This is a genomic window from Ensifer sp. CCNWLY38, assembly GCF_037120565.1.
Lineage (GTDB): Bacteria > Pseudomonadota > Alphaproteobacteria > Rhizobiales > Rhizobiaceae > Ensifer > Ensifer adhaerens_H.
The window spans coordinates 282,911-305,011 of the sequence record NZ_JBBBBO010000001.1; the positions used below are offsets into that span (position 1 = coordinate 282,911).

General features: G+C 62.6%; 17 protein-coding genes, 1 pseudogene and 1 riboswitch. Of the genes and pseudogenes, 10 read left to right on the top strand and 8 right to left on the bottom strand.

The features are described 5' to 3' along the window. Positions 1-47: 47 nt before the first annotated feature. Complete coding sequence (locus V7S54_RS01500; RefSeq protein WP_065372649.1) at positions 48-500, bottom strand: BA14K family protein; 453 nt, start codon at positions 498-500, stop codon at positions 48-50. Positions 501-672: 172 nt separating this feature from the next. Next, positions 673-828, bottom strand: coding sequence for a hypothetical protein (locus V7S54_RS01505; RefSeq protein WP_176707514.1), 156 nt, complete (start codon positions 826-828; stop codon positions 673-675). Between the two features lie 79 nt (positions 829-907). Between V7S54_RS01505 and V7S54_RS01510 the strand changes: the two are divergent. Continuing rightward, positions 908-1,948 (top strand): annotated as a pseudogene (locus V7S54_RS01510) (glycoside hydrolase family 25 protein); the annotation flags it as partial. A 195-nt stretch (positions 1,949-2,143) separates the two neighbouring features. On the opposite strand, the gene V7S54_RS01515 reads toward V7S54_RS01510, so the two are convergent. Next, positions 2,144-3,238, bottom strand: a complete 1,095-nt coding sequence (locus V7S54_RS01515) for a hybrid-cluster NAD(P)-dependent oxidoreductase (protein ID WP_065372650.1) — start codon at positions 3,236-3,238, stop codon at positions 2,144-2,146. A gap of 1 nt (position 3,239) precedes the next feature. Next, positions 3,240-4,484, bottom strand: coding sequence for an aromatic ring-hydroxylating oxygenase subunit alpha (locus tag V7S54_RS01520; RefSeq protein ID WP_065372651.1), 1,245 nt, complete (start codon positions 4,482-4,484; stop codon positions 3,240-3,242). Between the two features lie 104 nt (positions 4,485-4,588). Continuing rightward, a riboswitch (cobalamin riboswitch) is annotated at positions 4,589-4,793 on the bottom strand. A gap of 313 nt (positions 4,794-5,106) precedes the next feature. Between V7S54_RS01520 and V7S54_RS01525 the strand changes: the two genes are divergently transcribed. The 3 genes from V7S54_RS01525 to V7S54_RS01535 all read left to right on the top strand — a co-directional run bounded on the left by V7S54_RS01525 (position 5,107) and on the right by V7S54_RS01535 (position 8,337). Beyond that, positions 5,107-5,706 (top strand): DUF6656 family protein, encoded by a 600-nt coding sequence (locus tag V7S54_RS01525; protein WP_057251094.1) that lies wholly within the window; start codon positions 5,107-5,109, stop codon positions 5,704-5,706. 79 nt (positions 5,707-5,785) lie between these two features. Beyond that, a complete protein-coding gene (locus tag V7S54_RS01530; RefSeq protein ID WP_065372652.1) occupies positions 5,786-6,760 on the top strand; it encodes an L-threonylcarbamoyladenylate synthase in 975 nt (324 codons plus the stop codon). A 143-nt stretch (positions 6,761-6,903) separates the two neighbouring features. Further along, positions 6,904-8,337 (top strand): FAD-binding oxidoreductase, encoded by a 1,434-nt coding sequence (locus V7S54_RS01535; protein ID WP_336408027.1) that lies wholly within the window; start codon positions 6,904-6,906, stop codon positions 8,335-8,337. A gap of 70 nt (positions 8,338-8,407) precedes the next feature. On the opposite strand, the gene V7S54_RS01540 is transcribed toward V7S54_RS01535, so the two are convergent. Further along, positions 8,408-10,882 (bottom strand): DUF1217 domain-containing protein, encoded by a 2,475-nt coding sequence (locus tag V7S54_RS01540; protein ID WP_065372654.1) that lies wholly within the window; start codon positions 10,880-10,882, stop codon positions 8,408-8,410. Between the two features lie 336 nt (positions 10,883-11,218). Here V7S54_RS01540 and V7S54_RS01545 point away from each other — a divergent pair, with 336 nt between their 5' ends. Further along, positions 11,219-11,785, top strand: a complete 567-nt coding sequence (locus V7S54_RS01545; protein WP_057250756.1) for a DUF6101 family protein — start codon at positions 11,219-11,221, stop codon at positions 11,783-11,785. Between the two features lie 512 nt (positions 11,786-12,297). Here V7S54_RS01545 and ubiA read toward each other — a convergent pair. The 3 genes from ubiA to V7S54_RS01560 all read right to left on the bottom strand — a co-directional run bounded on the left by ubiA (position 12,298) and on the right by V7S54_RS01560 (position 15,122). Further along, complete coding sequence (ubiA, locus tag V7S54_RS01550; RefSeq protein ID WP_065372655.1) at positions 12,298-13,257, bottom strand: 4-hydroxybenzoate octaprenyltransferase; 960 nt, start codon at positions 13,255-13,257, stop codon at positions 12,298-12,300. Between the two features lie 70 nt (positions 13,258-13,327). Continuing rightward, complete coding sequence (locus tag V7S54_RS01555) at positions 13,328-14,134, bottom strand: MipA/OmpV family protein (protein ID WP_065372656.1); 807 nt, start codon at positions 14,132-14,134, stop codon at positions 13,328-13,330. Positions 14,135-14,306: 172 nt separating this feature from the next. Further along, positions 14,307-15,122, bottom strand: a complete 816-nt coding sequence (locus V7S54_RS01560; protein WP_065372657.1) for an AraC family transcriptional regulator — start codon at positions 15,120-15,122, stop codon at positions 14,307-14,309. 109 nt (positions 15,123-15,231) lie between these two features. Between V7S54_RS01560 and V7S54_RS01565 the strand changes: the two genes are divergently transcribed. From V7S54_RS01565 to V7S54_RS01585, 5 genes are all read left to right on the top strand, one after another. Continuing rightward, positions 15,232-16,428 (top strand): MFS transporter, encoded by a 1,197-nt coding sequence (locus tag V7S54_RS01565; protein ID WP_065372658.1) that lies wholly within the window; start codon positions 15,232-15,234, stop codon positions 16,426-16,428. A 173-nt stretch (positions 16,429-16,601) separates the two neighbouring features. Beyond that, positions 16,602-17,642, top strand: coding sequence for a polyamine ABC transporter substrate-binding protein (locus V7S54_RS01570; protein ID WP_065372659.1), 1,041 nt, complete (start codon positions 16,602-16,604; stop codon positions 17,640-17,642). After that, positions 17,639-20,008, top strand: a complete 2,370-nt coding sequence (locus V7S54_RS01575; RefSeq protein ID WP_065372660.1) for a putative bifunctional diguanylate cyclase/phosphodiesterase — start codon at positions 17,639-17,641, stop codon at positions 20,006-20,008. The genes V7S54_RS01570 and V7S54_RS01575 overlap by 4 nt, the downstream gene beginning before the upstream one ends. Positions 20,009-20,114: 106 nt before the next feature. Then, positions 20,115-21,386 carry a phosphoribosylamine--glycine ligase gene (gene purD / locus V7S54_RS01580; protein ID WP_065372661.1) on the top strand — a complete coding sequence of 424 codons (1,272 nt, stop codon included), beginning with the start codon at positions 20,115-20,117 and terminating at the stop codon, positions 21,384-21,386. 107 nt (positions 21,387-21,493) lie between these two features. Continuing rightward, the gene (locus V7S54_RS01585) at positions 21,494-22,021 is read left to right on the top strand and encodes a plant virulence effector HPE1-like domain-containing protein (protein ID WP_065372662.1); all 528 of its coding nucleotides are present in this window, start codon (positions 21,494-21,496) and stop codon (positions 22,019-22,021) included. Positions 22,022-22,101 lie beyond the last annotated feature (80 nt).

Below are 22,101 nucleotides of genomic sequence, written 5' to 3' on the forward strand. Positions count from 1 at the left end.
GGGCCGGCGGCGGAAGCCCCCGGCCCTGCTCACCCCTTAGCTGTAGGTTAGCTATAGGGCGAATAGCACTGCTGGCGCGGGCCGCCATAGGGCTGATAGGTATTGTCGTAGGCCCTGTAGGACCGATAGCGGTCATAGCACCACTGCACATGGCGGTTGCCATAGCCGGGTGCGGGACGTTCGTAGCGTGGCGGCTGGGCGATCGCCCCGCCGATGATCACGCCGGCGCCGAAAGCGGCCATCGGGTACCACCAACCGTTATAGTAGCGATAGCCTGGGCGCTCGTAGCGATAGCCGCGATAGCCGTTGTAGTAGTAATAGTTGCCGCGGCGCTCATAGCCCGGCCGGCGATACTGAACGTTCATCGCATCGTCCTGCCGTTCGACGCGCGGCGGCGCCGGCATGAACGCCTGCGACGGGACCGCGGACGTCATCAGGACTGCCACGGCAATGATCGAAGAAAACCACCGGCTCTTCCCGGTCTTCAGCAATGCCTTCATCAAAACCTCCATAACCGAATCCACGCTCCGCAGGGTGCCGAAAAATCGGGCAACCACGGGAACTTCAGCCTCTGCATGATTTCACCCGGTTCGCTGCAAAACCGGGGATGACCCTCAGCCGGGAAATCCGAAACCAGCCAGCAACGCATAAGTCACCGGTTTTGTTCCATCTTCAGGCATCGCGGCTGCGGCGGATCAGTAGCGGCAGATCGGCAGCAGTGACGGCTTCGGCGCATTCGTTCATCCGCCTGTCGGTCTCGAAGGCATCGCGCAACACACCAATATTATGCAAGGCATTGCTCATATACAGCCGGAGGTCGGTATACATTGGCGCGCCGCTCCAGCACAGTCCGCCTCGGGGGCTGGGATTTACGATACATTAACGATACTGTCGGCAATCTCAGAGAATGGCAAAGCGGTATATCTCCACCACAGGGATGGTTCTGCGCCTCGCGACCTTTCTAGGTCTGGCTTTCGCGGCGGCGATCGCACGCGCCGGTGAACTGGAGCCCTGGAAGACCAAGTCCAACGCCATCATCGTCGATGCCTATGAGATGAACAGCATCGACTGGGAAACGATGCTCGCGGACAAGCGCATCTCCGGCTTCATCGCCAAGGCCTCCGATGGCCTGCCCGAAAGCTTCTCCTGCACCGGCGACCACAACGGCGACACCTTCAACCACTGCAAGACCATGTGGCGCAAATACGCCGTCAGCCGCGAGCTCTACCAGACCCGGCGCATGCTTGCCCGCACACACGGGCTGCTGTGGGGTGCCTACCATCTCGCCCGTCCCGGCAATCCCGTCGACCAGGCGAACCATTTCCTCGACTACGCCGAGCCGCGCGACGACGAGTTGATGGTTCTCGATCTCGAGGGCATCGATGCAGACAAATACATGTCGCTAGAGGATGCCGCGATCTTCGCCGGCCACGTCAAGACCCGCACCGGACGTTACCCGATCCTCTATACCAATCACATCACCGCCAAATATATCGCCGCGCACCGCGCCAAGCACCGGCTGCTGTCGCGCCTGCCGCTGTGGTACGCGCGCTACAAGCCGGATATCCGCCAGGTCTTCCCGATGGGCAATTGGGAAAGCTATGCGTTGTGGCAATTCTCCTCCGGCATCAATTGCGGCAAGCGGCGTTGCCCCTACCGCGTCCCGGGGACACTCGACGATATCGACGTGAATGTCGCTGCGATGTCGCCGCTCGCACTGAAAGCAATCTGGGCGCAAGGCGCGTTGCTGCCCGAAAAGCCGCTCCCGCTGGTCCTCGTCGCAGAGGCCAGCCAAGGGACCGGGGTTGGGACGACCGCTCGCGCAACCGCGACTTTTGAAAGCGAGCCGCTGCTCGTCAGCCGCACGGAAGCAACGAGCGGTGCTGGCAGCGGCGTCGATATGTTTGTGACCGGCTCGATCGATTTCGCCCGCCAAGAGCGCGCCTTGCGCCTGGCGACCGCTGCCGACGACACCACACAGCATGGATGTCCCGAACCGGCCGCAGGCGAGGACAGCCTGAGGCGCGTCGCGGTCAAGGTCTCCCTTTGCCATGCGCAGTAGGGCGATAGCTGAAGCAGCCTGAATCCTATCCGCGGCTGCACCGCTCGACGTAAAGCCGTCCGTTCCTTCCAAACGGCGCTCTCAGGCTTCGATCTGGACATCTCCCAGCGGCCGCGAGCAGCAGGCGAGGATGTAACCCTCGTCGATCTCGTCATCGAGAATACCGCCATTGTGGTTCATCTCGACCTCGCCCGCGACCTTCATCACCCGGCAGGTGCCGCAGATACCGCCCTCGCAGGCAGCGCCGATCCTGACACCATTAGCACGCGCCGTCTGCAGGATCGTCTGGCCAGGTTTCGCCTCCACCTCCTTGCCGCTCATGGTGAAAGCAACCTTGGCGGCAGCGGCTTCGCTGTCGCCCGCCACGCCAGCGCGGACGGCGATCTCTTCCGCCGCAGGCGCTGCCGCCGGCTGGAAGCTCTCCTCGTGATAGCGGGCCATGTCGAAGCCGGCTGCCTTCAGCATCTCGCGCACGCCGCGCATGAACGGTTCAGGACCGCAGCAGAACACCGTGCGCTCCAGGAAGTCGGGAGCGAGCAGCGGCAGCTTGGCACCGTCGATGCGGCCGCGCAGGCCATGCCAGCCGTGACGCGCCTCGTGCCCCTCGACGATGAAGCCGAGGTTCAGCCCGGACATCTGTGTCGCCAGAACCTCGAGCTCCGAGCGAAACAGAAGGTCGTCCGGCCGACGCGCGCAGGAGATGAAGGTGACATCGGTCTCCGGCACGCAGTCGGCCATCCAGCGCGTCATCGACATCATCGGCGTGATGCCGGAGCCGGCGGAGATAAACAGGTACTTTTCGCCGGGATGACGGACGAAGCTGAAATCGCCGAGCGGGCCGAAGGCTCTGAGCTTCATGCCGGGCTTCAGGTGATCGAACATCCAGCGCGTGCCGATGCTGTCGGCCTGTGCCTTCACCGTGACAGCAATCGAGAGCGGTCGCGATGGCGTCGACGAGAGTGTGTAGGTACGCATGACAGGCTCGTCTGCGACCGGCAATTCGAGGGTGACGAACTGCCCGGGCAGATAACGAAACCAGGCCGGCTTCTCCGCGCGGAAGGTGAAGGTCATGACATCGGCGGTTTCGACAACCGCCGATGTGCATTCGAGCATCTGCTGCCGATCGATCCAGACATGCAGCTCGTCGAAATGATGGAAGGAGGACGCCATCTGCATGTCAGGCGACCTTGGAAAGGGGAGCCGCATCGCCCTGCAGGCGCTGCCCCATGAACTTGCAGTACCATTCGACGAACTGCATCACGCCGCCTTCATGCTCCGGCGAATAGGGGCCGGGCTCATAGGCCGGCGAGCGGATGCCGAAGGCATTTTCTTCGACGATCTGGCGGTCCTGGTCGTTGGTCTCGGTCCAGACATGAGTCAGATCCTCGAGCGTGTAGTCGACACCTTCGACCGCGTCCTTGTTGACCAGCCACTTCGTCGTCACCTGGGTGAGTTCCGGCCCGAGCGGCAATACGCGGAAGGTGATGGCGTGATCCGAAAGCACGTGGTTCCAGGTCGTGGGGTAGTGGAACATCAGGAGCGTGCCGATCTGCTTCTGCCTGACATCGGCCGACAGCGCCCTTTTGACGGCGGGCGCACCCGACATGGTGTAGCTTTCGGCATCATCGACCAGCGGCATGCGCGCGGCGCGGAACTGGCCGGTCGGCGACATCCGGAACTCGCTCGGCAGGCCCTCGGCCTCGCACTTCGCCCAATGGGCGGCAATCACCGGATCGTCCTTGGCGCCCTGCACCCCGGTCGCGGTCGGCGCTTCCGGATAGGTCCGGCAGAGCTCGGGGTGATTGGCGGCGCAGTGGTAGCACTCGCGGTTGTTCTCCCAGACGAGCTTCCAGTTTCCCTTTTCGATGATCGTGCTTTCGAAGGCGACCTTGGTCTCTCCCAGCCGGTGCGGCGCGAGATAGGGCGTGGCCAGCTCGCGGAAGGCGGCGAAATCCGCCGGCGTCTCCGACAGGTTGATGAAGATGTAGCCGCCGACCGTCTCGCAGTGGATCTGTTTCAGGCTGTGGGCTGCCTTGTCGAAGTCCTCGCCCATCTGGCGTGCGAAGAGCAGCGAGCCGTCGAGCTCATAGGTCCATTGATGATACGGACAGACGAGCTTTGCCGAAGAGCCCTTGTGCTGCGTGCAGACGCGGGAGCCGCGGTGACGGCAGGAGTTGTGGAGCGCGCGGATCGTGCCCTGGCGATCGCGGGTGACGACGACGGGATAATCGCCGACCTGGACGGTGAAATAGTTGCCGGCCCGCGGGATTTCGCAATCGTGGCCGATGAACAGCCAATCCCGATACCAGATGTTTTCCAGGTCCTGCCGGTAGTAGTCGGGGTCGATATAGAAGGCCCGATCGAGGCTGTAGCCGTCACGCCGGCCCTTGAGCTTACGAAGCATATCGTTTCTGGTGTCCATGTCCTGTCCTCATGCGCCATGTTTCGGAGAGGCAGGACAGGAACCCGCACGGGCGCACACCCATGCGTTTGAGGCTCCGATCCGGCTGCCCGCCGCAACCCGTTACGGTTATGTCTGTCAAGGCTGGTTCCGGGCTCAGGAGCCGTCCTTGTGGGACCAGCCCGGCGCCTTCCCGGACGGAACCGTCCAGTGGCCTTGTGCCGAGGCTTTCGCTCCACCACCGTTGCGGGGGCAGCGCCGGGATTTGACCGGCTTCCCAATTCTCCGCCTTCCCCCTTGGAAGACGACACCTTGAGTAAGGATATGTAAGCGTGGAAGGCGCCCCGGCAGGCGCCGGATAGCGACATTCAATTCCAGAATGACGACACGATCGAAACCGTCTTCTGGAAACGGATATGAAAATTTTTCACTTTATAAACATATAGATAGATCAAAAACTGGGCATATGCCGTCTTTTGCGACCGATATGGCGCAGGCACGGGAAGGCTTCGCCCGTTTGCGACATTCCCATGAACGTGCAGGGGTATCTTCCGCGAACGAACGGAAATCCTTCATTAACCATAAGCCACTAGGCTTGCCGGCGGACGAAGATGTCCGGCAGGCAGATGGCACGCTGACGATCATGGCAAAGTTCAGATATTACGACGCAGCGGCCGAGAAGCCGCCGGCGGTCATGCCGAAGACGGCAGTTCACACCGAGTTTCTGCGCACCGGCAGGATCAACCGCCGGCAATGGCTGCCGAGCGAAAGACGGTATCTGAGCTACGAGGAAGTCGCGGACAGGACCGGCAAGAAGCTCGCGACCGCCGGTGACACGACGCACAAGCGGATCAACGGCTTTCATGCCTCGATCCAATTTCCCAAGCTGATTTTCCACCGCACGCTCGTCGGCAAGCCGCATCTCGGCTATTGCCATGTGACGGCGGCGCGGACGGCGGTCACGCCTTCCAAGGACATCACCTGGTCATTCTACTTCGCCAATTTCTTCAGCGACCTTGGTGACGAGACGCATTTCTTCGACCGTATCCAGAGCGGCTATTCCCGCATGTATTTCGCGGTCGCGATCGAGCCGAACGCCGAAGACGGACAGATGGTCATCAACCGCAACGTCCGCGACAACGGGCTCCTCTTCCGCACGGACGACCCCAAGGTTGCTCTCAAGAACGTGCTGATGCTGGGTGCCCGGGACTCCGCGCTGCGCCGCATCATCCGCAGTCTCTGAGGCAGCAACCGATTCCCGCAAAGAAAATCGTTCTGTTTTCCCGGCGCGTCCGTTAAGGAAGCGTCGGAAAGGAAGCGGCATGGCAGAGATCATCGACACGGATAAGGAACCGGACCGCGCGATCGAACGCGCCTGCGCCGTTCTTGCCGAAGGCGAACCGGTCGCCATTCCGACCGAAACTGTCTATGGCCTTGCCGCCGACGCCACCAATCCCGATGCGATCAGCCGCATCTACGAGATGAAGGGTCGGCCGCGCTTCAATCCGCTGATCTCGCATGTTTCCGACATGGCGATGGCCGAGGCTCATGTGCGCTTCGACCCGATTTCCCGACGCCTGGCGGAAGCCTTCTGGCCCGGCCCCCTGACGCTGATCCTGCCGCAGCGGCCTGATAGCAGCGTGCATGCGCTGGCCTCGGCCGGCCTCGATACGCTTGGCATCCGCATGCCCGACGGCTTCTCACGCCGGGTGATCGCTGGCTTCGGGCGGCCGCTCGCAGCGCCCAGCGCTAACACCTCGGGCAAGATCAGCCCGACCAGTGCGGCCCACGTCGATGCCGATCTCGGTGAAAAGCTGAAACTGATCCTCGATGCCGGCCCGGCCGAGATCGGCTTGGAGTCCACGATCATCAAGGTCGACGGCGGCGAGATCCGGCTGCTCCGCCCCGGTGGCCTCGATGCCGCAGAAATCGAGCGCCTGCTCGGTCGTCCGGTCATCAGGCCGGAGACGGCGGGGGCGACGATCGAGGCGCCGGGCATGCTGGCCTCGCATTACGCGCCCGGCGCGGCCGTCAGGCTCGATGTTGCCGATGTGCGTGCGGGCGAGGCATTGATCCGGTTCGGCGGCGGCCGGGTCACCGGAGAGGAACAGGCGGCCATCGTGTTTGATCTCAGCCCGAGCGGAAATCTTCGCGAAGCGGCAGCCAATCTCTTCGACTACATGAAGCGGGCCGATGCCAGCGGCGCTGCGACGATCGCCTTCGGGCCGATCCCTTCGGAAGGATTGGGAGAAGCGATCATCGACCGGCTGCAGCGGGCGGCGGCTCCGCGAGGGTGAGTTGGCGTGCGGCGCCTCCTCCGCACCCGCGCTCACCGAACGGCTGCGATTGCGGCTATGATCGCAATCGATACGAACCGAGGATCGTGACTTCAGATCGACCGATCCGATAGCGCCCTCAAGCGCAACGCGAAGGCAGACCCATGACGCCCCTTCCCTCTCCTGAACTCATTGCCTCCTTCATCGAGATCGTCGGCAGTGCCAATGCGCTCACCGCCGAAGCGGACAAGGCGCGTTATCTCGTCGAATCCCGCGGGCTCTATCGCGGCACGACGCCGATGGTGCTTCGCCCCGGTTCGGTCGACGAGGTCTCGCGCATCATGAAACTCGCCAGCGCGACCCGCACGGCGATCGTGCCGCAGGGCGGCAACACCGGCCACGTCGCCGGACAGATCCCGCGGGAAGGCAAGGCGGACATCGTGCTTTCGCTCGAACGGCTGAACCGGATCCGCGACGTCGATCCGGTCGGCAACGTGATCGTCGCGGACGCCGGCTGCATTCTCGCCGATATCCAGAAGGCTGCCGACGATCACAATCGCCTGTTCCCGCTGTCGCTCGGTTCGGAAGGCTCCGCGCGGATCGGCGGCAATCTCTCCACCAATGCCGGCGGCACGGCGGTGCTCGCCTATGGCAACATGCGCCAGCTCTGCCTCGGCCTCGAGGTGGTGTTGCCAACCGGCGAGATCTGGGGCGGGCTGCGCCGGCTGAAGAAGGACAATACCGGCTACGACCTGCGCGACCTCTTCATCGGCGCCGAGGGCACGCTCGGCGTCATCACCGGCGCGGTGCTCAAGCTATTCCCGAAGCCGCTCGGACATCAGGTGGCCTTCGCCGGCGTCGGCAGTGTCGAGCATGCGCTCGCTCTCTTCGAAAAGGCCGCCAGCCTTTGCGGGCCGGCGCTGACCGGCTTCGAGCTGATGCCGCGCCTCGGCGTCGAATTCACGACGAAACATATTCCCGGCGTTCGCGACCCGATGGAAACCGTCCATCCCTGGTACGCACTGATCGACATCTCGACCTCGGATTCGGCCGAAAGCGCCGAGCGCATGGTCAACGACCTCCTGGAGCAGGGCTTTGCCGCCGGTCTCGTCGAAAACGCGGTGATCGCCGCCAACGAGACGCAAGGCAAGGCGCTGTGGCATATGCGCGAAAGCATGTCGCCGGCGCAGAAACCCGAGGGCGGCTCGATCAAGCACGACGTTTCAGTGCCCGTTTCCAGCATTCCCGCCTTCATGAAGGAGGCGGACGTCGCTGTCATGAAGGCGATACCAGGTGCCCGCATCTGCTCCTTCGGCCATATGGGCGACGGCAACATCCACTACAACATCTCGCAGCCGGTCGGCGCCGACAAGCAGGCCTTCCTCGATCGCTGGCGCGAGATCAACGCGATCGTGCACGGTATTGTTCTGAAATATAACGGCTCGATCTCGGCCGAGCACGGCATAGGCCAGCTGAAACGCGACGAGCTCGCAGAAATCCGCGCACCGATCGAGATCGAGCTGATGCAACGGATCAAGCACGCCTTCGATCCGGCGGGCATCATGAACCCTGACAAGGTGCTGCGCGCCGACCGGTGAAGCGGGCAGTCTTCTGCGGCAAGCTTAGGCACCTGCCGCAAAGGGTTCGCTGCACCTCACGCAACTCACGTCAGCGACCGCCTGCGCGCAACTGCGAGAGAGACAGGAGCGTCTCGGCGCTGACGCCGCCTCCGCCGCTACCGCTGAGGATCGCCAGCCCGGGTGATACGTCCGTGTTGTTTTCGACGTCATAAAGTGCCGTGAACCGCTGCAGGAGCTTCTCGAGCTTCGCGGGATCCTGCAGATCCTTGATGTCGACGACGCGCTCGATATAGGCGGCCTGCGCCTCGATCTTGGCGTTCTGCAGCCCCTCCGGCATGCTGTAGGCCGTCTTGATAACCTGGAACAGGGCGGTCTCGGCCAGAATGTCGTAGGCCGTGTTGATCTCCGGGGCCTTGCGCTTGAAGTAGAGCGCCAGGCGAACGCCGCCGTTGTCGGCGCCTTCGGACTCCTCGAGCGACTGATTGAGATAGAGGTCGACGGTGGTGATCAATCCGCGTCGGGTCTGGATCTGACCGGCCTCGCCGCGGACGATCTTGCCTTCTGTATCGAAGTTGAAAGAGGCGACGATCCCGCGGTACTTCAGGCCGTTCGGATCGGTATTGATGAAGCTCTTGGGATCGTCCAGGTTGGACGTGAACATGTCCTTGAGGTATTCGGTCTTGACCGTTTCCGGATCGATGCCGGACCCGACGAGCACGAAATCGACCAGCCGCCGGTTCGCCAGGAAGGCATCGAGCGTCTCGACCTTCTCCATCTCGGCACTGTAGTACTTGGCTTCCTCCTGCGCCTTATCCTTGGCGACCTTCTTCTCTTCATCCGTGCCGAACCGGGACTTGGCGATCACATAGGCCTTGGCCGTGTTCATGATGTCGGCTTCGCTCTGCGCCAGCTTTGGTGCGCCGAGCGTGCCGTCCGGATTGAAGTTGAATGCCTTTACCAGCTTGACATAGCGCTCATCGCGCAGCGTGTTGGCGTAGCTTTTGGGATCGTTGAGGTCGCTGGTCAGAATCCGCTTCAGCGTTCGCGTGCTCAGATCCTCATTCTCGAGGCCGAAAGCACGCAGCATGAATTTCTTCATGTCATTGTTGGCGAGCAACTCGTCGACCGATTTCATCGTGCCGATCAGGAGCTTGAAACGTTTGACCAGCGCTTCGTCCTCAGCGTCGCTCTTGTCGTTGTAGCGCACCATGTAGCCGTCGGACGTCGTCTTCGTCTGGTCCGCATCCTGCGCGGTCTTGCCGGCTTGCAGCGTACCGTCAGTCTGGAAGTTGAAGGCGGCCAGCATCTTCTTGTAGGCGGCGTTGTATTCGCCGCCATATTTGTTGACGTAGCTCTCCGGGTCGTTGATGTCGCTTGTGAGGATGTTTTCGACCGTGGACGGCATCGTCGTCGCGGACGGCAAGCCGAAGGCGGTGATGACGTAGTTGAGCAAGCGGTTGTCGGCGATCAGGTCCGAGACCTTGGTAATGCTGCCGATCTTCTGTTCGTAGTATTCCTTGTTGAGCAGCGCGCCAGCGCCGGTCAGCCGTGCCCCACCCGACGGTGTGACGCCGGGTCTCACGAAGACATAGGCCTCGTTGAGCAGCTTTTTCTTTTCGTCGCTGATCGCCTTCTCGCCGGCAGGCACGCTGCCGTCGGCATTGAAATTGAATGTCGAGGCGAGCTGGATATAGATATCGAGACCGCTGATCTGCCTGGCAAGCGTGTTCACCTCCAGGGAGAGCTGCGCCTTTAGCGCCGGCGCCTGGTCGCGCGGCGGCAGCCGTGCATCGAGGTCGGTGACGATCGCGTTCTGCTCGTCGATCTTCGTCTGGATGGCAGGCTTGTCGGCATCGGGCGCGGCGGCCAGTTGGGCCGTCAGGCTGACGATCTGGGCGAGAGCCGTGTCGCGTGCGCCGAGATCCGTCAGTTGCTTGCTCGCTTCGGTCAACCGCGTCTTGGCTGCCGTCTGGTTGGCGGTCAAGGTCGCGGGATCGCTGGTCAACGCATTGCGAACTTCCGTGTACGAAAAGGTCTTCGGGTTCAGTCCGAACACGGTGAAGGCAAAGGAGCGCAGCTTTTCGTTGCCCAGGAACTGGTCGACATCGGTGACCAGATCCATGGCCGCGCCAAAATAGGCCATCTCTTGCCGCATGACTGTATCGAGATCGTTGATGCGGTCGTTGTAGAGGCCGATCAGCGCATCCTGCTGTGCGTTGGTTTGGGCCACCGCGGTTGCCGAACTGAAGTTGAAGGCCTGCGCGAAATTGCGGTAGCGTTCATCCGTGAGACGGTTGGCAAAACTGTTGTCGTCCTTGAGGTCACTTTCCAGAACCTTGCGCATGAAGGCCTTGGCATAGGTCATGTCCTCCAGGCCATGCGCCTTCATCGCGTAGGAGTAGAGCCGGTAGTCGTCGAGGAACGCGTCGACGGTTTTCACCTTGTCGATGTTTTCCCGGTAATATTCAGCTTCGCGCGCGATCTGCGGCTGCTGGGCAACACGATTGAGGCTGCTGCGTAAATCACGCGTGATGCGACTGTAGTCGAGATAGGTCGATACCATGCCTGGCCCCGTCGGTTACCCATGGGGCGGCCGAACCAACCCCGAAACAGAATTCTGACGCGTCATGATTGCAGCACTGGCTTGTGTGTGGCTTTTGACCGGCCGCCGACATGCTGCCTGTTGCGTCCGATCGGAACAAGACCGCCGAAGCCGTTGACGAAACGGAAACCCTGAGCGGTCGGCTTTTGCTAACCATCGAAAAACGCAAAGTTTTCTTAACCGCGATTCTTAAGCCGTTCGGAAAGGGGGGCGCCTATTCTTCAGCCCATAGAGGACGAAAAAGTCCCGACGAGAAGACCGGAAACCGGCTCTCAAGGAAAAACAAGGGCGATTGAAATGCGCAACACACTCTCTCAACCCGCATGGGTCGAAAACACGCTCCGTCTTGATCCGAAGCGCTTTCCACAGCAGGCAAGCTACGCCTTGCGCGGTCATACGGGTAATGTCACGATCAGCCTGGACGAGCGTGGCGCAGTTCTGCGCAAGGTGCTACCATCGAGCGGCCTGCCGCTTTCGATCGCACTGCCGGCGCGGGCATTCAAAGGGGTCGCGGCTCGCGCGATCGATCACGGCGACGGAGACGTTACAGTGACGCTGGAACTTCATCACGACGACCCGGACCTCTGCGTTCCGCTGCTCGTCGCACACGACCTGTCCGACATCGCGGCCGACTGGCGCGCTTGGGCGGAAGCCTATCGCATTCCCATGCTGATGGTGGAAGCGGATGGCGTCGCAAGGCCCCTCGAAGAGCATCTCGGCGACGTGCGCACGGCACCGGTCAAGCCGCGGCGCCGCCACTCCTTCTTCGCCGAGCGCCGGCCGCGTTTCCTCGTGCGCCGTTCCACCGGCACGCTTGGCGTTCACATGAAAATCGACGGGCGCGAGATCATCGCCCGCAGCTAATCCGCAGCAGTAACTCCAGCGCGACAGCCGGCCGTTCCCTGCGGCCGGCTGTTGTCGTTCGATTTCTGTGCTGGCGATCTTGGGGCTGCCTATTTTGGGATGCCGTTGCGGACGGCAAGCCATTTCACAGGTTTTCCGGGATTGCTCGAGATGTTCCCACGGAAACAGCTCCGCCGCCTTCTTCGTGCCATATCGGGTTCATAGCCAAGAACACGAAAGAAGGAGAAACCCGATGCGCAAGCATATCGCCGCCGCGGTTGCCGTGATCCTGTCCAGCTTCCGTGCGCGTCACGAGGCGAAGGAGCGCAAGGCCGCCCGCGAGATCAGCTGGGCCTGAAGCTTTTACGGCCCGCCACTACCGCGCCGCGCGTCTTTTCAAACGCGCAAAGGTCGCTGTAGCACTTTCAGGGCTGCATGTTTTTACCCTTCAACCGGCTACGATTTAAGGAAACATGCAGAAGCGGGACGAACCGATTGCATGAAGAGGATCCTCCGCCGCGACGGAGGATTTTTCATATCAGGCGAACAAGAAACGCCAGCACCAGGCCGACAAAGATAATAAGGCCGACGACCCCATTGAACTTGAACAGCGCCAGGCACTGCGCCGGATCGTGGATGTTCAGCACCAGGATCTGATAGGTCAGCATCGCCGCCGCAATCAGAAGTCCGATATAGGCAATGGCGCCGGCACCGGCGGCCACGAAGGACAGCAGCAACAACAGCGTCGCGATGCCATAAAGGCCGATCAGCCACGGCCGCGGATTTTCGCCGAACCGCCTTGCCGTCGAACGCACGCCGATCAGCTCGTCGTCCTCCCGGTCCTGGTAGGCGTAGATCGTGTCATAGCCGATCGTCCAGGCAATCGCCGCACCGTAGAGCAGCACGGCTGCCAGCGACAGCGTGCCGAACGCGGCCGCCCAGCCCATTAGCGCACCCCAGGAGAAGGCGAGGCCCAGGAAGAATTGCGGCCAATCGGTAAACCGCTTGGCAAAGGGGTAGATCGCGACGATCGCCAGCGACAGGATGCCGAGCACGATCGAGACCGTGTTGAACTGCAGCAGCACGACAAGGCCGACGAGCGCCTGCAGCACCATGAACACTTTCGCCTGAAGACGCGAAACGCGCCCCGACGGCAGCGGCCGCGAGCGGGTGCGGGCAACTTCCATGTCGATGTCGTGGTCGACGATGTCGTTGTAGGTGCAACCGGCACCGCGCATGGCGATCGCGCCGGCGGTGAACAGGAAGCAATGGTACAGGAAACGGCCGAACGAGAATGCTTCGGTGCCCGCCGCTGCGCCCGTCGCCAGCGCCACGGACCAGAGGCAGGGCAACAGCAGCAATTGCCAGCCGATCGGACGGTCCCAACGGGCAAGCTGGGCATAGGGCCAGAGCGCGCGCGGCAGTACGCGATAAACCCAGTTGTTGGACGGCGCGTCGTGGACGCGGCCGGAATCGGCGGAGAACGTGTTCATGCCCCTGTTTGACGCCGCAGGTCCGGCCGGTCAAGCGGCGAGATCGCCGCAACGCCGGACCAGCGCAATGTCAGGGAAGGGTGAAGTCGAAGCGGTAGGTCGCCGACAGACCGACCAGGACCTGGTTGCGGCTCCCGCGCTCTTGAACGAGGCTGGAATCGGCGGCAGGGCCAAGCAGGCGCCGATACTCGGCATAGGCACTCGTCTCAAGCTTCTCCGTTGCCTGCCAGGTGATCGCGGCGCCGACGCCGGCAGAACCGACGCCGCCATGTGGACTGTAGGTGCTGAGCCCGGATGCAGCCGACTCGCGATCGTTTACGCCGTAGTAGGCCGAGTAGTAGCCGCTCGTGGCCGCACTCAGGCGCGGGCCGCCGGAAATGCGGACATTGCTGCTGACATCGGTGAAGGCGTCGGCCGCGACGTCGGCAACGACACCGTGGTGGCTGCGAATGCCCTGGCGGACTTCGGCGCGCACCCGCAGCCAGTCCGTCGGATAGACCTCCGCAAAGCCGCCGACTTCACCGCCGAACTTGATCGGAGCGAGGCCCTTCAGGTCGCTCGAGGTGCTGGCGTCGCGCTCGAAGATCAGCTTGCCGACGAGACCGGCACGGAAACTCCCCTGGTCGACGAGCGCATAGGACATGTTGTCGTTGCGCGAGGAGAAGCGGACCGAGCTGCCGGCCTTGCCGAGCGAGATCAGGGGTGCTGCCTGGAACATGCGCTTCGAGGCGCCTTCATACTTCGGGCCGAGGAAGCCGGTGGCACCGACCTTCAGGTACCAGTCACCGGACCAGAAATACTGGCCGTCACCGGCAGAGGCGGCGTTCGCCGACAGCAAAAGGGTTCCAGAAAGGAGGACGAGAGAACGGATACGCAAGAAACAACTCCGGAAGAATCATTCGCCGGGGCGAAGTTTTGACCGTGCCGACAGGCCGAGGGAGGGAGGTGGACTGGCACGGCACGAGGGCGACTTATGCGGCTTGTTCCTACGATTCCGTTAACCAGGTCAATTCAACCTTCCTTTGCCATACCCGGTTGGCGAACCCCGGTCACTGGCCGAGATAGGTCTTGAGATAGACGCTCGGCGGGCTGCCGAGCATGCGGCGGAACATGGTGGTGAAGGCCGCGACGTTCTCATAGCCGGCATCGAGCGCCACATTGGTGATCGGCTCGCCATCGGCAAGGAGCGGCAAGGAGGCGAAGATACAGGCCTGTTGGCGCCAGGTGACGAAGCTGACACCCGTCTCCTTGCGGAAGAAGCGCGTGAACGATCGCCGGCTGAGGCGCATCCGATCCGCCCACTGGTCGATGCTCGCTGCCGCCGATGGCGCCTGCAGGAACTGTCGGCAAAGTGCTGCAAGCTTCTCGTCGCGCGGAAACGGCAGGCCGAGCGGGCGTTCCTGCAGCCGGCCGATTTCCTCCAGAAGCAGATCCGTGACCAGTTGTTCACGCCGCTCCGACATCGCCTCGTTCTCGACGCTGACGAGCGCATCGACGAGGCTGCCGGCGAGCGGGTTGATTTCCATGACCATCGGCCGCTCGGCGCGCAGCAGGTCCGGCGCGAAGTAGATCGAATGCATGCGCACGTCGCTGATCATCTCGGCCGAGTGCTCCATGCCGGCGGGGATCAGGAGGGCATGGCCGGGCGGAACCATCCAGCGCCCGCGTTCAGTGCGCATCAGCACGACGCCGCCGCGCGCCCACCAGAGCTGCGTGCGCGTATGGCTGTGGAAGGGAACCAGAAGACCGGCGCTATAGTCTCGTCCGAGCGCCAGCACCGGGGCGTTTCCGGTCTCGACCCAATCGAGGTTCCGGAAGTGATCGTCATCGGGAAGCTGCGGCAAGGGAAATCGGCGGATCGGCATTTGGCCCACTCACGAAAGAAATCGACCACATCACAAAAGCAGGCCAATCGCAACCTCAGTACAGATAGCCCTTGCCGCATACAACCTCCGAGACGGCAAGGAATCACCCATGTCTACCGTGACCTCAACTTCCGGGATCTCGCCGGAAAAGACGGCCTTCTCCGTCATCCTGGCCGTCAGCTTCTGCCATATGCTGAACGACATCATGCAGTCGCTGCTGACTGCACTCTACCCGCTGCTCAAGGCGAACTATTCGCTCGATTTCGTGCAGATCGGCCTCTTGACCTTCACCTTCCAGCTGACGGCATCGATGCTGCAGCCGGCCGTCGGCATCATCACCGACCGCTGGGCGCTGCCCTATTCGCTGCCACTCGCCATGCTTTCGACCTGCAGCGGCCTGATCCTGCTGGCAAACGCGCATGATTTCTGGGTCCTGCTGGTGGCCGCGAGCCTGATCGGTATCGGTTCGGCGATCTTCCATCCGGAATCGTCGCGCATCGCCCGCCTCGCCTCCGGCGGTCGCCACGGATTGGCGCAATCGCTGTTCCAGGTGGGCGGCAACGCCGGCAGCGCCATGGGTCCGCTGCTTGCCGCCTTCATCGTCATTCCCTTCGGTCAGGGAAGCCTCAGCTGGTTCTCGATCGTCGCGATCATCGGCTTCTTCGTGCTCTCTTGGGTCAGCACCTGGTATGTGCGCCATCGCCGCACCACGATGAGCCGGCCTGCGCCGAGCCGTGCCCTTCCCCTGCCGAAGGGGCGGGTCATGTGGGCGGTCGCCGTGCTCGTGCTCTTGACCGCCACCAAGAACGTCTACATGGCGAGCATCTCCAGCTACTTCACCTTCTTCGTCATCGAGAAGTTCGGCATCGACGTGCAGCAGGCGCAGCTCATGCTGTTCCTGTTCCTCGGCGCGGCCGCGGCCGGAACCTTCCTCGGCGGGCCGATCGGCGACCGTTACGGCGCCCGCTTCGTCATCTGGTTCTCGATCCTCGGCGTCATCCCCTTCGCCTTGCTGCTGCCCTATGCGAACCTCTTCTGGACCGGCGTCCTCTCCGTCATCATCGGCCTGATCTTCTCCTCGGCCTTCTCGGCGATCGTCGTCTTCGCCCAGGAGCTGGTGCCGGGTCGGGTCGGCCTGATTGCGGGCGTCTTCTTCGGGTTCGCCTTCGGCTTCGGCGGCATGGGTGCGGCCGTGCTTGGCATCTTTGCCGACCGGCAGGGCATCGAGTTCGTCTACACCATCTGCTCCTATCTGCCGCTGCTTGGCATCCTCACGATCCTGCTGCCGAAGATTCCCGCGCGATAGGCTCTTCGCGCCGAAATCGCTTCCGTTTTCACCGGGCGCCGTCATGCGGCGCCCGGTTTTCGTTTCCGCCACAAGCAGCACGCGACGCCCCCATCCCCCGTCGCAGCCCTACGTAATCATTCATCAATTTTTGCGCGCTACGGTCGTCAGACGGGCTTGGGCAGGGGTATAGAATGCAGGGGCGAACGGCGATTCCGGCCTTACTGGCGACGTTGCTATTTGCAACGGCGGCACCGGCCGAGACCCTGAACCTGCTGATCTGGGAATCCTATATCGACCAGAAGATCCTCGACCGCTGGACGTCGATAACCGGCGTCGCGGTGCACCAGGTATACTACGATAGCGGCGACACGCGCGACGAGGTGCTGGCCGATCCGAACAGCCGCGTCGACCTGGTGGTGACAGGCGAAAACAGTGCTGCCCTTTTCGGCCGCAAGGGCGTGCTCGAAAAGCTCGATGAGACCAACGTCGCCTCGCTCCGGGATTATGACGAAGGCTGGCGCAAGCGCTGCTCGGGCCGCGGCCTTCCCTATCTTTGGGGCACGATGGGCATCCTCTACCGATCGGACGTCGTTTCGGAGGCGCCGACCTCCTGGCAGGATCTCATGCGCCCAGCCCCGGCACTCGCCAAGCATGTCGCCATGTACGACGACCACAACGAAGCCTTCGTCGCACCGCTGATGTTGCTCGGCCAATCGATCAACACCAACGATAGCGCGACGCTGAAGGCGGCCTTCGGCTTGATGAAGGAACAGGCGCCCTCGGTGCTCACCTACGAATATATCATCAGCTCGATCCAGAATCCGACGGTCAGCAAGGACATCTACATGGCGCTGGGCTACAGCGGCGACCAGCACGTGCTGAACGACAAGGCAGGTACGCCCGGCGTCTGGCGCTACGCCGTTCCCAAGGAAGGCACGCTTTCCTGGCTCGATTGCATGTCGGTCGTCGCCAAATCGCCGAACAAGGACCGCGCGCTCGCTCTGCTCGACTATCTCGGTTCGCCGGGCAGTGCTGCCGCGAACGCGCTGGCGCTCAACATGCCGACGGCAAGCCGGGCAGCCTATGCGCTCCTGCCGGAAGAAGTCCGCGCCGACCCCGCCATCTACCCCTCACCCGACATCCTGGCCAAGAGCCAGTACCAACAGGAACTGTCCACAGAGTCGGTGCAATTGCGCCGACGCATCATCAGCACATTGGCGAACTTCCAGTGAATCTCGGCAAACGCGCGCTCATCCTGATCTTCCCCGTCGTTCTCGCTGGCTACCTGCTGGCGGCAGTCTCGGTCCACGTCACGCAGAGCCGCTCCATCCGCGCGCTCGAACACGCCAAACTGTCGCAGCGCCTGGAACATGCGGCCGCCGTGTTCCAGAACGAGATCGGCCGCAGCAAGGGCTTCCTCAATGCGCTGTTGAACGGCAACTCGCTGCGCCAGTATGTTTCTGAGACGGACGAGAACTACCGCGCCAATGCGCTGGGTGTCAGGCTGCAGGAAAGCCTCAAGTCGCTTCTGGACGACCCGACGGGCTACGTGTCGCTGGCGCTGCTGACCTCCGACCTGAAGACGGACTACTATTTCGAGAACAGCTGGGACCCCTTTGCCCAGATCGACGAGGCCCAGCTCAACCTCGCCCGTCGCTTGATCCGCGAGGACAAGCTCGTCGACTGGACCTATCTTTACGAAGCAGGACAAAGACCACGCATCGTCTATTCCTTCTTCCTCGACCCCGTCGCCTTCACCCGGCCGCTGCCGAGCAAGAAATCAAGCGCGCTGCTCGTTCAGGTCGCAATCCAGCCGGACCGGTTCCTCGACATGCAGGAGGCGCTGAAGAAGGAGTACGGTTCCGACATCATGCTCCAGCCCTGGCCGCTGGCGATTACCGAAGACCTTTCGGCAAGCGTTCATCTCGGGCCCTCGCTTTATGCGACGCTCACCGTTTCGAGCGAACATTTCGATGCGCTGATGGCCAGGCAGAAGATCCTGCTGGCGCTCGGCGCCGTGGCAATGAGCCTGTTCTCGATCTGGCTGATCATCATGCTGATCCGCCGCTTCATCACCGACCCTATCGCAACCCTCGACGCCAACGTGATGGCGGTGATGGTGGGCGCGCGCGACGAGATCCGCGACATGGAGGAGAAAGGCGAGATCGGGCGGCTGACGGAAAACATCCGCGAACTGCATCGGCAGTCGGTGCAATCGCTGAAACTCGTGCAACGCAGCTCCTGGACAGACACCCTGACCGGGATCAGCAATCGCGGCCATTTCAATGCGCTTGCCGCCGGCGCCGTGCGCGAGGCGATTGCTGCCGGCGAGAAGTGCAGCCTGCTTTTCATCGACATCGACAACTTCAAGTTCGTCAACGACAAGCATGGCCATGAGATCGGTGACGAACTGCTGAAGACGCTCGCCGTCCGCATCGGCGAACGTGTCGATGCGATCACCGAACGGCGCGGCCAGAAGCCGGCCATTCTCGCGCGCCTCTCCGGCGACGAATTCGCCGTGTTCGTGCGGTCACGACCCGGCGACGGAACGGTCCGGGAAATCTCGGCCGCCATTCTGGGGCTGTTCGAGGACGGCTTCGAAGTCTCCGACAAACGCTATCCGGTGACCGCAAGCATCGGCGCGGCGATCTGCCCGGACGATGCGACCAACCTTGCCGAGCTGATCTCGAACGCCGATGCAGCGATGTATCAGGCGAAGACCAGCGGCAAGAACCGCTCCGCCCGTTTCTCGCGCGCGCTTCACGATAAGCGCACGCGGCTGCGCCAGATCCAGGACGAGCTGCGCGCGCTCGATCCGGACGAGCAGTTCCATCTCGTCTACATGCCGATGGTCGACACCGAAGGCCGCGTCACCGGCTGCGAAGCGCTGCTGCGCTGGTACTCGCCCGTCCTCGGCAATGTTACCCCGGACGAATTCGTGCCGATCGCCGAAAGCTCCGGCCTTTTCACCAAGATCGACTGGTGGGTGATCAACAAGGCGATGTCGGATTGCCGACAGCTCAAGGCGCTGTTCGGCCCGGAAACGGTGCTGGCAATCAACATCTCCTCGGCCGAACTGCACTCCAAGGCAATTGCCGACCATTTCTCTGACTGCCTGGAGCGGCATGGGCTGGAGGCGCGTTCGATCGAGATCGAGCTCACCGAAACCTTCGCCGTCAAGTTCAGCGACCAGCTTCGCCGCAACATCGATGCGCTCCGCCAGAACGGCTTCCGCCTTTCGATCGACGATTTCGGCGCCGGCTACACATCCGTCCAGCAAATCATCGAGTACACCGCCGACACGATCAAGCTGGACCGGGCGCTGGTCTCGAACCTCACCGCGTCGCAGTCGCTGCCGGTACTCAAGGCGCTCATCGCGCTTTGCCACGCCAAGGACGTCGCCGTCGTCGGCGAAGGCATCGACACGCCGGAGAAGCTCTCGATGCTGACCGCGGCCGGTTGTGATCTGTTCCAGGGCTATCTCATCAGCAAGCCGCTGCCGATCGAAGATCTCGGCATCTGGGCGCTGACACGCACCGCCCGCTACGCGCACCACGAAGGGCTGGACGACGTACAAAGCCGGCAGGCCATCGCCTGAACGGTGGCGATTGCGGGAATCGCCGCCCGGACTCCCGTTTTCCCTTGACCTTGCCGCCCTGCCGTCCTAACCGCAGCGCAGCAATTTCGGGATATCGGGGGCTGCAATGAAGGTTCTTCTCATCGGATCGGGTGGGCGCGAGCACGCCCTTGCATGGAAGATTGCGCAGTCTCCCAAACTGACGAAGCTCTATGCGGCACCGGGCAATCCCGGCATCGCCGAAGAAGCTGTCATCGTCGCGCTCGACACGGACGATCATCGGGCCGTCGCCGACTTCTGCCGCAAGGAAGCGATCGATTTCGTCGTCGTCGGCCCTGAGGGACCGCTTGTCGCCGGTCTCGCCGACGTCCTGCGCGCAGCCGGCATCGCCGTCTTCGGTCCGTCTGCCGCCGCCGCCCAGCTTGAAGGCTCCAAGGGCTTCACCAAGGATCTTTGCGCCCGCTACGACATTCCGACCGGCGCCTATGGCCGCTTCAGCGATGCCGAAAGCGCCAAGGCCTATGTGCGCGCCCAGGGTGCGCCCATCGTGATCAAGGCCGATGGCCTGGCTGCCGGCAAGGGTGTCACCGTCGCCATGTCGCTCGATGAAGCGCTCGCTGCCGTCGACGATTGTTTTGCCGGCGCTTTTGGCGCTGCCGGCGCCGAAGTGGTGGTCGAGGCCTATCTCGATGGTGAGGAAGCAAGCTTCTTCTGCCTCTGCGACGGCAAGACGGCGCTGGCGCTTGCCTCCGCCCAGGATCACAAGCGCGTCGGCGACGGCGATACCGGGCCGAATACCGGCGGCATGGGCGCCTATTCGCCCGCTCCGGTCATGACGGCCGGGATGATCGAGCGCACGATGAAGGAGATCATCGAGCCGACGATGCGCGGCATGGCGGAAAGCGGCCATCCCTTCTCCGGCGTCTTCTTTGCCGGGTTGATGATTACTGCCAAGGGCCCGGAACTTATCGAATACAATGTCCGCTTCGGCGACCCGGAATGCCAGGTGCTGATGATGCGGATGAAGAGCGATCTTCTCCCGTTGCTCTATGCCGCGGCGACCGGCACGCTCGCCGGCATGACCGCGGAATGGCGCGACGAGACGGCGCTGACCGTGGTCATGGCCTCCAAGGGCTATCCGGGCAGCTACGCCAAGAATACGCCCATCACCGCCCTTCCCGCAGCCTCCGACACCACCAAAGTGTTCCACGCTGGCACAGCGATGAAGGACGGGACCCTGGTCGCGACCGGCGGCCGCGTGCTCAACATCACCGCAACGGGGACGAATGCCGGCACGGCCAAGGACAGAGCCTATGCGGCGGTCTCGGCCGTTTCCTGGGAAAACGGCTTCTACCGGCACGATATCGGCTGGCGCGCGGTTGCACGCGAGAAAGCGTGATCCGGAGCGGAACTCATTTCCGGATCATTCTATTTTTACCAATTCTCCTGACGGGAAAGTAAGGGAGTGCGCATATTCTCGCCGCTAACAATTGCGGGAGAAAGCGTATGCGCCTGTTGCTGATCACCACCGTCCTTGGGCTTGCCGCCGGCAACGCAGAGGCGTCGTCGATCGAGGCGCTCGCGTCCGGCACGACCGACAACGCCAGTGTCGCCACGGTCTCCTGCGCCGAATGCCCGCCGCTGCAGTCGAAGAAGAAGGTGACCTATGTCGTGCCCACGATCGCTGCAGGCGACGAAACGGTCGAGCTCAAGAAAATCAACGGCGAGATGAAGATGGTGCGCACCGAAGCCTGGCTCGGTGGCTCCCCGGTCGTCTTCGTCAGCAAGCCTTCGCCGGAGATCATCAAGGCGGCTTCCGCCGACAGTGATACCTCCCCGACGGTCGTCGTCTCGACGAATGCGGACGACCAGAACCCGGTGTCGGATGACGCGAAGATGATCGCGATCGACCAGACCGCAAAGACCGCCGCGGTCACGCCGATCGGCGCCTCCATGGGCGGCACGGTTGCACCGCCAACCGAAGACGGCTCACAGCAATTTGATCCGTCCACCCTCGAACTTCGGCTAGACTGATCTCCTATCGGGAAAGTTCCCTGCCCCGCTCAGCTGTCCCCTGCATGCAAGGCTGACGGGCGTTTCGCTGCACAGCGAGA